Here is a 13,699-nt window from a genome sequence, read left to right as displayed (position 1 = left end):
CGGGAACATGAGGCTGGTCACCTCCGCCCGCTCCGATACCTTGTCACCAGGGCTGGTGTCACGACGGTGGAGGCCGCGCGCTCATGCAACTGCTCAGGTCCGTTTCGTTTTCCCGGCTGCTCGTTGTGGCCGCGGTTCTGGCGTTGCCCGGGGCGGCCCGCGCCGACATCGGAATCATCTCGCCGGCCGAGGCGAAGAAGCTGATCGAGAACCCCGACGCGGCCAAGCGGCCGATCGTGCTGGACACACGCGGCGGGTACAAGGACTACTTCCGCGGGCACCTGCCGACCGCGCACCACCTGAACTTCGACACGCTCCGGGGCACCGACGGCGGGGTTCCGGTGCAGTACCTGCCCGACGACCTGACCAAGGTGCTGCTGGTCCGCGCCGGGGTGGACAAGGGCCGGTTGCATCTGATCTACGCGACCGGCGACAAACTGCCGAACGACGAGATCCTGAGCGCCAGCATGGTGGCCTACGTGCTGGAGAAGTTCGGGGTCGAGCACATCCGCATCGTGGACGGCGGGCTCCCCGAGTGGTCCAAGCAGAAACTGCCGGTCACGCAGGAGTACTTCGGCAACCCCAAGGGCGCGCTGCCCGAGAAGGGCCACCCGGAAATCGCGGCGACCGTGGACGATGTCCTGAAGCGGAAGCCGACGGCGGTCCTGGCGGACGCCCGGCCGCACAACGAGTACCTGGGCAACGACGACATCTGGGTGCGGAAGGGGCACATCCCCGGCGCCATCAGCTTCCACTGGGCGCGGCTCATGGAGCCGGACAACACCCACAAGTTCCTGCCGTTCGAGAAGGTGAAGGCGGAACTGGAAGCGGCCGGGCTGACGGCGGATAAAGAGATCCTGGTGTACTGCGGCACGTCCCGCGAGGGGAGCCTGCTGCGGTTCTACCTGAAGCACGTCGCCAAGTACCCGAACGTGCGGCTGTACGAGGGCTCGTGGAAAGAGTACGCCCACCTCAAGCAGCACCCGGCCGAGACGAAAGAGAACAAGACCAAGTAGGCCGTCATGCTGCTCGCGCTTCTGTTCTTCGCGGCTTGTTCCGTGGCGTTTACGAACGGGGCCAACGCCAACTTCAAGGGCGTGGCCTCGCTGTACGGGAGCGGGACGACGACGCTCCGCGCGGCGGCGCTGTGGGGCACCGCGACCACGTTCGCGGGTTCGCTCGCCGCGCTGCTCCTCTCCGAGAACATGCTGCTCGCGTTCCGCGGGCGCGGGGTCGTTCCGGATGAGTTGGTCGCCTCGCGACACTTCGTCTGCGCCGTTGCGCTGGGCACGGCGCTCACCAGCTTCCTGGCCACGCGGTTCGGGTTTCCGGTCTCCACCACCCACGCACTGGTTGGCGCCCTCGTGGGCGCGGGACTGGCCGGCGGTGGCGACGTTCGGATCGGTGCGCTGGGAACGCAGTTCCTGTACCCGCTGTTCTTTAGCCCGGTGGTCGCGGCGCTGGCCGGGGCCGCGGCGTATCTGATTCTGCGAGGCGGGCGACTCATGCCGGACCGCCGGTCGCGTCCGCTCGACGTGTTGCACTTTCTCAGCGCCGGCGCGGCCAGCTTCGCGCGCGGGCTGAACGATACGCCGAAGATGGCGGCCCTGATGGTAGCCGTGCCTGCCATCGGTCCCCGGGAAGGAATTGTGATCGTTGCGTTTGTGGTCGCGGCAGGTGGACTACTGGACATCACCCGCGTGGCCGAAACGCTCGGCAAGAAGGTCACGGACATGAACCCCGGCCAAGGGTTCGCGGCCAGTCTGGTGACCGCGGGCCTCGTGACCACCGCCAGCCTGCACAGCTTACCTGTAAGCACCACGCACGTGAGCGTCGGGTCGCTATGCGGGATGGGCGCGGCGACCGGACGGGTACACTGGCGCAAGGCGGGTGAGATCCTGCTCGCGTGGGTCAGTACCGTCCCCTGTGGGGCCGCCTTGGCGGCCCTTGCCTACGCGCTTGTGACGAGCTTGCTGGCCGCCTCCGGGTGAGCGATGCTGGCAATTGAGACTGCCGCTTGTCGCCGAAGCGTTCCGGGCTAAGTCGCAACCGATTGCGCTTGAGAACCCGTGGCGGAATGAAGCTCGCGCGGGGTGCCACGACCCGCCCGAGGCGAGCGCGTGTGCCACTAACGCGGGCAGGATTGACAGGATAAACAGGATCTCGGGTCGATTTGCTTGATCGCGTTCATCCTGTCAAAATCTGTCTTCGTAATCACGGGATAAAACCATACCGCGACTAACTTTTAGAGCGTTCCGCGGAGTTCTTGCTCGCGCTCGATGGCCTCGAACAGCGCCTTGAAGTTCCCCTTACCGAAGCTCTTGGACCCGCGCCGCTGGATCACCTCGAAGAACAGCGTCGGGCGGTCGGCCACCGGCTTGGTGAAGATCTGGAGCATGTACCCTTCGTCGTCGCGGTCCACGAGGATGCCCAGCTCCGCCAGCTCTTGAATGTCCTCCTTGATGTCCCCGACCCGGTCGGCCAGCGCGTCGTAATAGGCCTGCGGGACGCGCAGGAACGACACGTCGTTGGCCCGCATCGCCCGGACGGTTTTGACGATGTCGCCGGTGATCAGCGCGATGTGCTGGACCCCCGGGCCGCCGTAATACTGGAGGTACTCGTCGATCTGGCTGCGGCGCTTGGCCTGGGCCGGCTCGTTAATCGGGAACTTGATCCGTCCCGTGCCGTTCTGCACCACCTTCGACATGAGTGCGGAGTACTCGGTGCTGATGTCCTTGTCGTCGAACGACACGAGCTGGTTGAACCCGAGCACGTTCCGGTAGAAGCTCACCCATTCGTCCATCTTGCCTTCTTCGACGTTCGCCACCAGGTGGTCGATCGCCGCGAACCCCACGGGCCGCGCCGTGCTCGGGTGGTAGCGGTCCGGCGCCATCGGCTTGAAGCCCGGGGCGAACGCGCCCTTGTAGCGGTCGCGGTTGATGAACGTGTGCGTCGTGTCGCCGTAAGCCAGGATGCCCGCGGTCTCGAACACCCCGTGCTCGTCCTCGAGAGCTTCCGGGGGCCGCACTCCTTTGGCGCCACGGCGGACCGCTTCCTCGTAGGCTTCGCGCACGTTCGGCACGTCCAGCGCGATGTCCATCACGCCGTCGCCGTGGGTCACGAGCCGCCGGCTCTCCGGGTGCTGTTCGGACAGCGGCGAGGTGAGCACGAACGTGATCTCGCCCTGCTTGAGGACGTATCCCGCCTCGTGCTTCACCTTGGTTTCGAGGCCGGCGTAGGCGACCACGTCGAAGCCGAACGCGTTCCGGTAGAAGAACGCGCTCTGTCGCGCGTTGCCGACGAAGAACCGGACGTGATCGATCTTCCGGAGCGGAATGTCTGCCATTGGAGGTGTGGTGGTTAGTTAGGGCTGGTCCCATCGCCTCGCGAGATGGGGACCGAATACAAAACAGCGATCAGAGAACAGGTATACCGAACCGCCGGACCAGTGCTTCCAACTCGCGCCGGAGGAACAGTAGCGACGGCGCGACGAAAAAGTCCTTCTGCATCTGCGACGGGTCGTAGTCCGTGGCGATGACCGTGTCCGTTACGAACGGGTGCCGGGTTGCGCTCGGTGAGAACAGCGCGTGCGGAATCTCGCCGGTACTCGACAGGATGCCGGCGCCGAACACTTTTACCTCGCCCGCCTCCTCGATCAGCCCGAACTCGATGCTGAACCAACTGAACCGCTTCAGCGCCAGCACTTGGTCGCCGTGCGGGGTGGCCGCGGCGGCCTTGCCGATCAGCGTCAGAAGCTCCGCGTAATCCCGGTTCATGACGGGCGGCACGTGCCCCAGACAGTCGTGGATCATGTCCGGCTCCGGCGTGAATTCCGGGTGCGAACCGTGCCGGATGAACTGCGTGACCGGGAACCCGCGGCCGGCAATGTACTGGTAGAACGTGCGGTACGGCAGCGCACCCTCTGCCGGAACTAGGTGCATTTGCGTTTCGCACGCGAGGCGGTCGCTGATAGTTTTCAGTTGGGGGATTTCGGTTTCCGTGATCGCAAGTTCGTCTTTCGCACGGAGGTAGAGGGCACACGCGTACTTGTCGTGCAGTTCGTGCAGCTTCGGTGCGACCTCACGCCACACGCGAGTTTCTTCGGCGGTGTAATCGATCAGTGGCGGACCGAGGCGCTCAAGCCTGTGCCTTCGCGTGAGGTCAAAAAGGTACTGCCGGCGCGCGACGTACTCGGCGTCGTGTTCGCCGGGGTGATTGGGTTCGAGTTCTAGTGCGGTCACGTCCGGCGGCTCTACCATTTGGTGGCCGTCGATTGCCCGACCGTATTCGACGAGCGTCTCGGGTGACGTGTTCATCGCGCTCGGCTCCTCGGGAGAAAGGACGGAGGAGAACGGCTATTCTATCGGGCCGCCCTGTAAATAGGGTGAAGCTTTGGCCGGGGATCGCACCGTCCCGCACACGAACGAGAGGGCACGCGCAATGAAAGCCGCTTACTTCGACACCACCGGCGCACCCGACGTGATCCGCTTTGGTGACGTGCCGACACCTGACCCCCGGGCGGGGGAGCTTCGGGTAAAAGTGCTGGCCGCGGGCATCAACCCGATCGACACGTACATTCGGAGCGGCGCGGCCCCCATGCCACTGCCCAGGCCGGCGATCACGGGCACCGATTTCGCCGGCGTTGTCGACGCGGTTGGACCAGGGGGGAAGTTCAGGGTCGGGGACCGGGTCTGGGGAAGTAACCAGGGGTTGCTGGGCCGGCACGGTACGTGTGCCGAGTTCGTGTGCGTCGAGGAGAAATGGGCGTACCCCACGCCAGCGAGCGTGACGGATGAGCAGGCTGCGGCTGCCGCGCTGGTGGGCATTACCGCACACCTCGGTCTGTTTCACCGTGCGAAACTGACGCATGGCGAGACCGTATTCGTGAACGGTGGCACCGGGGGCGTTGGCTCGATGGTCGTGCAAATGGCAAAGGCGGTTGGCGCGAAGGTGATTTGCACCGTTGGGAGCGAAGAGAAGGCCGCGCTGGCGCGCGAACTCGGCGCCGATCTGGCGATCAATTACAAAACCGACGACATCTCCACTCGGGTCAAGGAGTTCACCGGCGGAACAGGAGTGCAAGTGTGGTACGAAACGCTGCCGCCTGCGGACTTCGACGAAACGGTCGAAATGATGGCCACACGCGGACGCATCATCGTGATGGCGGGGCGTGCCGCACGCCCGGTGTTCCCGAACGGGCCGTTTTACGTGAAAGGCCTGTCGCTGATGGGCTTTGCGATGTTCAACATGACCGCCGAGGAGCAGCGCGTTGGAGCCGATGAGATGAACAGGTGGTTCGAGGCCGGAAAACTGGTGGCGCTGATCGGCGCGCGGTTCCCACTGATGCAAACCGTACAGGCACACCAGTTGCAAGAGGACAACACGATCCGGAAGGCCGGCACTTTGACCGGGAAAATCGTTATCACGCCAACGGAATGACCTGGAGCGTCGTCGAAACAACAAGCGAACACCGCGCCTGAAATCGTGTAAGATCGGACCGACCGTCACGAATACCCGTTAGTTGCGGCCGGCGCTGCTCATCTTCAAGGGGATCATCATGAAACGGCTCACGGCGCTTTTCGTTCTGGCCGGTGCAGGGTTCGTGCTGAGCCCCGCGACCGCATCGGCTCAATTCGGGTTCGGGTACGGGTACCAGCGCTACGGCGGACCGGTGGTCACTCCGACTTTCAATCCGTTTTTCGCGGCGCCACAGTACCGATACCAGCAGACGTACGGGCTGAGCATCCCGACAACGTACGGGAACCTCACGTTCGGATCACGGTACTATTCCTACGGGTATTTTAATCCGGCTTGGTCCCTGTCGCCGCTGGGGGGGACGTTCTACTCGCAGAACGGGTCGTACATGTCGGGCAGTGTCCGGCCCAGCTTCGCTCAAGACATGCAGCGCGACATCCAGCGTGCGCAGCGGGCGGCCGGCTTGCCCGGGGCGAACGGGGCCGACCGCAACTCTTCGTCCGGCACGGCGGTCGTACCGGCGCCGATCGCAGATCGCGTTCCGAACCTGCCGGCAGGTTTCGAGAAAGAACTGAGCCCGGTTGATCGGACAAAGGTTCTGTCGGGCGAGGCGCTCAATTCGCTGCTCGTGGCGATTGCGAAAGCCGAACTGCGCAACGTGGAACGGCCGTCGGCGTTCGTATCGCCGCTTCAACTCGAAGAGGTGCGATTCGGCGGGTCCGATGCGGCCGACGCGCTCAACTTGGTGCTGCGGCCTCTCGATTTCCCGTCCGCGTTCGACGACCCTTCGCTCAAGGACCTTAGACTAGCCCTCGCCCGCGACTTCGCGCCGCTGGCAACTGCGATCCAGGCTGGTAAGTCCCCGGAGGCAACTAAACGGACGCAATTCGAAGCGACGCTCGCAAAGATGGAAGCTGCGCTGGCCCCGGTGATCCGAGACATTCCGTTCGCGGACTCGACCGCCGCTCGGCGGTTTATGAACCAACTTGCGGGTGCCGCGAAGGCAATGAAGGTCGGGGCAGATAACGGTTTAGTGGACACGAAATGGGCCAGTGAGGGTACGACGGTCGCTAACTTTGCGAAGCACATGACCCGTCACCAGTTGCAGTTCGCGGCGGCGCCTGCCGGGAGTGAGGAGACGTACTTCAACCTGCACCGCAACCTGGCGACCTACCTTTTCTTGCTCGCGGAGCAGAAGAAGTGATTGCAGCTTCGGTTTGAATGTGGAGCGAGACGGGTGCAAATTGTACCCGCCTGCATCGCTTTTTGGTTGGGTTCAGACATCGTAACGTGCATATCCGTCTTGCCCTTACGGCTGGTCCGTGGGGTTCGAGTCGATAGCGGTCGTCAGGCTGTGGCGACGGGCCATTACCATTTCCCACTTGTGAGTAACCGACGAGCCGCTATACAAAAACACCGTTGGCTCCGCCTGCTGCCGGCCAAGGCGCGGTGCGCGGGGCCTGAATTCGTACACAGGCGGACGCATGAAGCGGGCACTCATCACCGGCATCACCGGTCAGGACGGCAGCTACCTCGCAGAGCTATTGCTCGAGAAAGGCTACGAAGTTCACGGCGTGGTGCGGCGGTCCAGTACCGAGCCGTTTGAGCGCATCGAGCACCTCGCAGGCAAAGTTCACCTCCACCAGGCCGACCTGCTTGATCAACTGTCGCTCATCGACGTTCTTAAGGTGGCAAACCCGCACGAGGTCTATAACCTCGCGGCTATGAGCTTCGTGCCAACGAGTTGGAAACAACCGGTACTTACGGGCGAGTACACTGCCACCGGCGTAACCCGGATGTTGGAAGCAATCAAACTGGTGGGCCGGGACACGATCCGGTTCTACCAGGCGTCCAGCAGCGAGATGTTCGGGAAGGTGCAAGCCGTCCCGCAGACCGAAACGACGCCGTTCTACCCTCGCAGCCCCTACGGCGTGGCCAAGTTGTACGGCCACTGGATCACGATCAATTATCGCGAATCGTACAACATGTACTGCTGCTCCGGTATCCTCTTTAACCACGAGAGCGAACGCCGTGGCAAAGAGTTCGTGACCCGTAAAGTGACCGACGGGGTGGCCCGGATCAAGCTCGGGCTGGCGACCGAACTCCGCCTGGGCAACCTGGACGCCAAGCGCGACTGGGGTTTCGCCGGGGACTACGTTCGCGCCATGTGGCTGATGCTCCAGCAGGACCAGCCGGACGACTTCGTCATTGCGACGAACAAGACGCACACCGTGCAGCGTCTGGTTGAGGTCGCGTTCGAAGCGGCCGGGCTGGACTGGAGGAAGTACGTCACCATCGATCAGTCGCTGGTGCGCCCGGCCGAGGTGGATCTGCTCATCGGCGACCCCGAGAAGGCGGAGAAAAAGCTGGGCTGGAAGCCCGAGGTGACGTTCGAGCAACTGGTCGAGCGGATGGTCAAGGCCGACCTCGCCCGGCTGCAGGGGAAGCCGCTCCCGGATTTTAAAGCCCGCGGTATCTGACCCGTGCGAGTGCGCGTGTGGGGTGGGGAAGAAGCACCGGCCCGTTCCCTGCCCCCGCCACACCCGCACACCCACTCACACCGAGTCTATGCGAATTCTCATCACCGGCATTACCGGGTTCGTCGGCGGGCATCTGGTGGAGCACCTGATGTCGTTAGGCGGGCACGAACTGTTCGGGGTGAGCCGTCGCGCGGAGTGGCCCGAAGGCCTGTCGCACCTCTCGCCGCACGCGCGGCTGTACGCGGTCGATTTGTGCGACGGTGCGGGGACGGAACGCGTCGTGCGCGAGTGCCGCCCGGACTGGGTGTGCCACCTCGCCGGGTACGCCAACACCGGCGGTTCGTTCCGCGACCCCGAGCGGGCGTGGCGCGAGAACCTCACGGCCACCCGTTGCCTGTACGACGCCGTGGCCGGTTCCGGCCTGAAGCCGCGCATCCTGTTCGTGTCCACCGGCCTGATCTACGGTGAGCCCGACGAGCCGGACGGCGTGTGCGACGAATCGACCACCCTCAAACCGGCCAGCCCGTACGCCTCAAGCAAGGCGGCCGCTGACCTCATCAGCTACCAGTACACCCGCAGCGCCGGGCTCGATATTGTGCGGGTGCGGCTGTTCAACCAGATCGGGCCGCGCCAGAGTGCCGACTTCGCGGTGCCCAACTTCGCTCGCCAAATTGCCGCCGCCGAGGTCGGGAAGCAGGCCCCGGAAGTCAACGTCGGTGACCTCTCGGCACGCCGCGACGTGGCCGACGTGCGCGACATCGTGGCCGCCTTCCCGCTGCTTCTGGAAAAAGGGCAGTGCGGTGAGGCGTACAACGCCGCGCGGGGCGAGTCGTTTCTGATCCAGAGCCTTCTGGACAGGTTGGTGGCGATGTCGCGGGTGCCGATCCAGGTGAATCAGAAGATCGAGCCCGGGCGCAAAGCCGATACCGCTGTGGCCCGCGCGGACGCAGCCAAGCTCCGTACCGCAACCGGCTGGGCGCCACAGGTCACACTCGATCAGTCGCTCGCGGGCGTGCTTAACTATTGGCGGTCCCTGTCTTCCGCCTAAATACCGTAATGCCGATCCCTGAAGGGGTGAGCGACATCGCGTTGCAGCCCTTCTACTCACTTTCCGGGTTCCGACCGCACGATTTTCGACTACAATTTCTAACGAGCCTCGCGACGGCACCGGACAGGCTCGTTAAAAAACACCGTCGCTTCACTCCATGTCAGACGCCAAGTTGCGTCAGGCGATCGCGTTCGAAGCCGCAAGGCTCATGTACGAACGCGTCGAGTCCGAGTACTTTACCGCAAAACGCAAGGCCGCGAAGCGGCTCTGCCGCGGCACTGTCAAACCGAGCGATCTCCCGAGTAACGCGGAGGTCCGTGACCAGGTGCAGGCGTTCGCTCGGGTTCACGAGGGCGAGGCCCGGACCGCGAATCTGTGCGAGATGCGGTTGCACGCTCTGCGCCTGATGCGCCTGCTAACGCGCTTCCGGCCCCGGCTGATCGGTAGCGTGATGACCGGCCACACCCGCAAGGGGTCCGATATCGACCTGCACCTCTTCAGCGACCACATCGAACCGATCACAGCGGCGTTGGAAGAAGAGGGCCTCCCATACGAGGTCGAACGCAAGCAGGTGACGAAGCACGGCGAGAGTCGAGTGTTTACGCACGTCCATGTGTTCGACGCGTTCAACTTCGAACTGACGGTGTACGAGGAGGACCGGGCCCACTACGTTTTCAAGTCGAGCATCACCGGCAAGGCGATCGAGCGGGCCAGCACCCGCGAGTTGGAAGAGTTGATCGCGCATGAACACCCGGAAGTCGTCATTGAGGAGGCCCTCGCCGACCAGCAGGAGGCCGTCGACCCGTACCAGATGTTCCGGCTGCTGTTGCTGCCTTTGGAAAGCGTGAAACAGAGTGCGAAGCACCACCCCGAGGGTGATGTGCTGTTTCACCTGCTCCAGGTGTTTGAACTGGCGCGCGGCGAGCGAGCCTGGGACGAGGAGTTCCTGCTCGCGGCGCTACTGCACGATGTAGGGAAGGGCATCGACCCGCGTGACCACGTCGCCGCAGGGCTTCAGGCTCTTGACGGGCTCATCACGCCGCGCACCGCGTTCCTGATCGAGAACCACATGCTGGCCCTCGAATATAAGGCCGGCACTTTGGGGCACCGGCAGCGTAAACGTCTGGAGGAGTCCGAGGACTTCGAGGACCTGATGCTGCTCCGGGACCTCGACACCCGGGGCCGGGTGCCCGGCGCACGGGTGGGTACCGTGGACGAGGCCCTTGACTTCATCAAGGAACTCGAGCGCCAGAACAAGTGGAAATAAAGCCGAACCTGGGCGCGCCCAGACCTGTTCCGTGTTTCACAGCGCGTGCGCGTTTGAGTTGCGCTGTATCTTCCGTTGGTCAGTATGTGATCAATGTTGAAACTTAAAAGTTAATGTTATATTTAATAATAATGTAAGTTTAGATAGTTCTTGTGAGCGTTCCCACCACCGGCAGTGGTGCAAAAAGCACGGGAAAATCGACACTTCTCGCTGGACGCGACAGCGGGTACTGCGTTGCGGTGATTGATCTTGTGAAAGAGTCCAGCCGGTGCCTTTTTGGGGGTTACCACACCAACCCATCAAGGACACCGGCATGGACCGCGCTCATGTGCGCGTTGTGTCGAAGAGTTGTGCCCCGGAGACCTTCCCGTGCCCCCGGTGCGGAGAACGGGGACGGCGGAAAGGTACCCACACCCGCCGCGTTCGGGACATCGCCTACGGGGAAATCGTGTTCCTCGAGTTGACCGTTGGAGAATACCGCGCCACCTGTGCCTGTTGCAAGACCTTCCGCTCTCAGATCGAAGGGATCGAACCTCGAGCCGAGTACACCAACCGCGTTCGCGAGGCCGTCATCGACCGACTCCTCGAGGACGGCATGAGCGCCCATCGGCTCCAACAGGCGTTGCGTCGGGACTTCCTCCTGGATCTGTCCGACGGGTTCCTCTCGGACTGCCTGGACTGGAAGGTGCGCCAGACCGACATGCCCGGGTACCGCCAGTGGACGCTTGACAACTTCTCGGGCACCCTGTGCATCGACGAGCTGCACTTGGGCCACCGCACGCTCCTGTTGGCCACCGACCCGATCGGCGATTTCCCGGTGGCCTTCGCCGTGGTCTCGGCCAACGATCAGGCCCATATGCGTGGGTTCCTGAACAACCTGCGGAACCACGGGTTCTTGCCCCAAGTGGTCGTCACCGATGGCTCGAACCTGTACCCCACCGTGTTGGCGGACCTGTGGCCCCACGCCCGTCACCAGCTGTGCGTGTTCCATGTCCTCAAGGACATCAATACCCATGTCTTCGATGCCCTGCGACGGCTCCGACGCGCGCTCGCCCGAAAAGGGGGACGGAAGCGACGTCGGGGCCGGCCGAGCAAGGCCCAGAAACAGGCCCGGGCACGCCGCGGGAAGACCAAGACGGAGCAAGGGCACTTCGTGTGGAAGCATCGGCACCTGATCGTGACCCGACCCGAACATCTGGATGGGCGACAACGCCGCTGGCTCAGCCAGATGTTCGGTTACCTGCCCGCGCTGCGGGCGCTCCGCGCGTTCGCGCTTCGGATCTATCGGCTGTTCGACCCCGAGCAAAGCCCTCATCAAGCGCGGTGCCGTCGGGCGGCTCTGGTCCGAGACGCACAGTACCAATCCGATCCCGACCTGTCCTCGGCGTTGGAACTGCTGAGCGCCGAGAAGTTCGACAAGATGATGGCGTTCCTGCACAGCCCCCACGCTCGACGGGTTCGGACCAATAACCACGTGGAGCGCACCAATCGGCGCCTCCGATACTTGGAAAAGGTGCGGTACAAATGGCGTCGGCGAAGGACCATCGTCCGGTTCATCGTCCTGGCCCTGGATCGCTGGCACCAACAACGCTTGACCCAAAAACAAACCGCGGTCACGCCGGATACACAGTCGAAGGGTGTGGAGACCAGAAAGCCGGCATCATGAAGTTGTCGCGTTCAGCGAGAAGTCTCGGAAAATCGCACGTTCTTGGCCCAAGAACGTGCGGGAAGTACAGGGCTCTTAAAGGGCCTCGCGTTCCAGTAATTCTGACTTTCCGTTCCGCGCCGGCTGCGTTTACATTTCCCCTATGGATTTTTCACACGAAGAACTGGTCGAGGTCGTTGACCGGCTCGTCGCCGGGCTGATCGAACGCGCGGGCGTTACCACCGGCCCGGTCGACGCGCTCCACATTGCCGAGTACCACCTCGGCATTCCCGTTGAGTTCGTCGAACCGGCGGAGGACGACGGCTCCGGCCGGCGGCGTCCGCGGTCCCGCCCGGCGGGCAACGGGATCACGCTGACCACCGACATGAGCGAGGAGGCCCAGCAACGCGGCGCGGCCGGCGGCATCGCGAACCTGCTCATTCCCGACATCATGCACAAGCTCGGTGTACCCCTCGGTGCCGAAGGGAAGCCGTTCATTACTCACGTTCGCGGGCTGGTTGTGCCGCGAGTTCTCATCCCGACGCGGCTGCTTCGCGCGGCCCTGCGCGATTGCAAGTACGACGTTCCCGCGCTCCACCGCGTGTTCAGTACCGCGAGTATGGAGATGGTCGCGCTGCGGCTGCTCGACCTCGACAGCCCGTGCGTGATCGCCATCGTGGACGACGGGGTGGTGGCGACCCGGCGCGGGAACCAGATGCAGGTGGCAAGACAGCTCAGCGACGCCGAGCGCGAGTGCGTCGAACGGGTTACGGAACTCGAACTCCCTCACCGCGCGCGGGTGGGGGAGTGGACGGCCTGGGGGTGGTTCGTCGAGGGGCGCCCTTTTCGCCGGATTATTGTGCGCGCCGTGCCCGACGACGTATAATGTGTTCACGTTGAGTTCACACGGCGGTCGCCATCGCATAAGGTTGGCGACCGCCGGACCGTTTCCGGCACCGAACCGGTAGTAGTTTCCGGTTCTCTATCCGGAGTTAGTGATAGCTCTGGACCCAGAAGCCCGCACTTTGGGCTTCTCTTCACATTTGGACCCTTTACAACCGCCGGCCGGGGCGGGAATATCTTTAGTTACCGTCCGCACGGAACCTTGTGCCGGACCGACAGATCAGGAGCGCTCGGCCATGACCGACGACCGCATCCCCATGACGCGGGAAGGCTACGATAAACTCAAGGTCGAACTGGACCGGCTCCGCGGGGCGGAGATGATTGAGATCACCAAGCGGGTGGCCGCGGCGCGCGATCTGGGCGACCTGAGCGAGAACGCGGAGTACCACGCGGCCCGCGAGGACCAAGGGATACTTCAAGCCCGCATTGACGCCTTGTCGGACCGGTTGTCGCGCGCGGTGATCGTTGACACGAGCAACCTTCCGAAAGATACGGTTGCGTTCGGGAGCAAGGTGCGCGTGCTCGACGTGGATGTCGACGAAGAAGAGACGTTCGAACTCGTCAGCCCCGGCCAGGAGAACCCGGACAAAGGGCGCATTCTCACCGGCAGCCCGATCGGGCAGGGGCTGATCGGCCGCAAGAAGGGCGACACCGTTGAGATTCAAGTGCCGAGCGGTACGATCAAGTTCAAGATTTTGGAAATCTCGTCCGCGAACATTTAATGTGAAGAGCGTTAGTTGTTTCCTTGAGCCGCTCGGCCGTTTTCACCGCGCGAGCGTTTTGGTAGTCAGGTCGTGAGACGAACCCGGCGTGAGTGGGGCAATGTTGCCCCACTCACGCCGAGGGCAGGAAAAAGTAACGCGTCACGTCGGCCGAAAGCT

The 13,699-nt window shown here is 63.5% G+C and carries 12 protein-coding genes; 10 read left to right on the top strand and 2 right to left on the bottom strand.

What is annotated here, in order from left to right; genetic code table 11:
• Window positions 1-83: 83 nt before the first annotated feature.
• Together GobsT_RS20805 and GobsT_RS20800 are read left to right on the top strand one after the other, a co-directional pair.
• The gene (locus GobsT_RS20805) at window positions 84-1,016 is read left to right on the top strand and encodes a sulfurtransferase (protein WP_010042674.1); all 933 of its coding nucleotides are present in this window, start codon (window positions 84-86) and stop codon (window positions 1,014-1,016) included.
• A gap of 6 nt (window positions 1,017-1,022) precedes the next feature.
• The gene (locus tag GobsT_RS20800; RefSeq protein WP_010042672.1) at window positions 1,023-1,991 is read left to right on the top strand and encodes an inorganic phosphate transporter; all 969 of its coding nucleotides are present in this window, start codon (window positions 1,023-1,025) and stop codon (window positions 1,989-1,991) included.
• A gap of 254 nt (window positions 1,992-2,245) precedes the next feature.
• Here the strand turns inward: GobsT_RS20800 and hppD are convergent, their stop codons facing one another.
• Entirely contained in the window at window positions 2,246-3,346 is a 1,101-nt protein-coding gene (hppD, locus tag GobsT_RS20795; RefSeq protein WP_010042670.1) for a 4-hydroxyphenylpyruvate dioxygenase, read from the bottom strand.
• Between the two features lie 70 nt (window positions 3,347-3,416).
• A complete protein-coding gene (locus GobsT_RS20790) occupies window positions 3,417-4,316 on the bottom strand; it encodes a phenylalanine 4-monooxygenase (RefSeq protein ID WP_010042669.1) in 900 nt (299 codons plus the stop codon).
• Window positions 4,317-4,440: 124 nt separating this feature from the next.
• Here GobsT_RS20790 and GobsT_RS20785 point away from each other — a divergent pair, with 124 nt between their 5' ends.
• From GobsT_RS20785 to greA, 8 genes are all read left to right on the top strand, one after another.
• Complete coding sequence (locus tag GobsT_RS20785; protein WP_010042668.1) at window positions 4,441-5,439, top strand: NADPH:quinone reductase; 999 nt, start codon at window positions 4,441-4,443, stop codon at window positions 5,437-5,439.
• A 118-nt stretch (window positions 5,440-5,557) separates the two neighbouring features.
• Complete coding sequence (locus tag GobsT_RS20780; RefSeq protein ID WP_148087822.1) at window positions 5,558-6,679, top strand: hypothetical protein; 1,122 nt, start codon at window positions 5,558-5,560, stop codon at window positions 6,677-6,679.
• Between the two features lie 280 nt (window positions 6,680-6,959).
• Window positions 6,960-7,955, top strand: coding sequence for a GDP-mannose 4,6-dehydratase (gene gmd / locus GobsT_RS20775; protein ID WP_010042662.1), 996 nt, complete (start codon window positions 6,960-6,962; stop codon window positions 7,953-7,955).
• Window positions 7,956-8,043: 88 nt separating this feature from the next.
• Window positions 8,044-9,003 (top strand): GDP-mannose 4,6-dehydratase, encoded by a 960-nt coding sequence (locus GobsT_RS20770; protein WP_010042660.1) that lies wholly within the window; start codon window positions 8,044-8,046, stop codon window positions 9,001-9,003.
• A 157-nt stretch (window positions 9,004-9,160) separates the two neighbouring features.
• A complete protein-coding gene (locus tag GobsT_RS20765) occupies window positions 9,161-10,270 on the top strand; it encodes a hypothetical protein (RefSeq protein ID WP_010042658.1) in 1,110 nt (369 codons plus the stop codon).
• Between the two features lie 448 nt (window positions 10,271-10,718).
• Window positions 10,719-11,936 carry a transposase gene (locus GobsT_RS20760; RefSeq protein WP_157506574.1) on the top strand — a complete coding sequence of 406 codons (1,218 nt, stop codon included), beginning with the start codon at window positions 10,719-10,721 and terminating at the stop codon, window positions 11,934-11,936.
• Between the two features lie 142 nt (window positions 11,937-12,078).
• The gene (locus GobsT_RS20755; RefSeq protein WP_010042655.1) at window positions 12,079-12,801 is read left to right on the top strand and encodes a hypothetical protein; all 723 of its coding nucleotides are present in this window, start codon (window positions 12,079-12,081) and stop codon (window positions 12,799-12,801) included.
• 253 nt (window positions 12,802-13,054) lie between these two features.
• The gene (gene greA, locus GobsT_RS20750; RefSeq protein WP_010042653.1) at window positions 13,055-13,540 is read left to right on the top strand and encodes a transcription elongation factor GreA; all 486 of its coding nucleotides are present in this window, start codon (window positions 13,055-13,057) and stop codon (window positions 13,538-13,540) included.
• Window positions 13,541-13,699: the final 159 nt, after the last annotated feature.

The sequence above is a fragment of the Gemmata obscuriglobus genome (genome assembly GCF_008065095.1).
Taxonomy (GTDB): domain Bacteria; phylum Planctomycetota; class Planctomycetia; order Gemmatales; family Gemmataceae; genus Gemmata; species Gemmata obscuriglobus.
Note: the sequence above shows the minus strand (reverse complement) of the source record. Positions and strands in the feature narration are given on the sequence as shown.

Bases quoted from the DNA above. Each gene is read 5' to 3' on its own strand.
- GobsT_RS20805 (WP_010042674.1), top strand. From the start codon at position 84: ATGCAACTGCTCAGGTCCGTTTCGTTTTCCCGGCTGCTCGTTGTGGCC.
- GobsT_RS20800 (WP_010042672.1), top strand. From the start codon at position 1,023: ATGCTGCTCGCGCTTCTGTTCTTCGCGGCTTGTTCCGTGGCGTTTACG.
- hppD (WP_010042670.1), bottom strand. From the start codon at position 3,346: ATGGCAGACATTCCGCTCCGGAAGATCGATCACGTCCGGTTCTTCGTC.
- GobsT_RS20790 (WP_010042669.1), bottom strand. From the start codon at position 4,316: ATGAACACGTCACCCGAGACGCTCGTCGAATACGGTCGGGCAATCGAC.
- GobsT_RS20785 (WP_010042668.1), top strand. From the start codon at position 4,441: ATGAAAGCCGCTTACTTCGACACCACCGGCGCACCCGACGTGATCCGC.
- GobsT_RS20780 (WP_148087822.1), top strand. From the start codon at position 5,558: ATGAAACGGCTCACGGCGCTTTTCGTTCTGGCCGGTGCAGGGTTCGTG.
- gmd (WP_010042662.1), top strand. From the start codon at position 6,960: ATGAAGCGGGCACTCATCACCGGCATCACCGGTCAGGACGGCAGCTAC.
- GobsT_RS20770 (WP_010042660.1), top strand. From the start codon at position 8,044: ATGCGAATTCTCATCACCGGCATTACCGGGTTCGTCGGCGGGCATCTG.
- GobsT_RS20765 (WP_010042658.1), top strand. From the start codon at position 9,161: ATGTCAGACGCCAAGTTGCGTCAGGCGATCGCGTTCGAAGCCGCAAGG.
- GobsT_RS20755 (WP_010042655.1), top strand. From the start codon at position 12,079: ATGGATTTTTCACACGAAGAACTGGTCGAGGTCGTTGACCGGCTCGTC.
- greA (WP_010042653.1), top strand. From the start codon at position 13,055: ATGACCGACGACCGCATCCCCATGACGCGGGAAGGCTACGATAAACTC.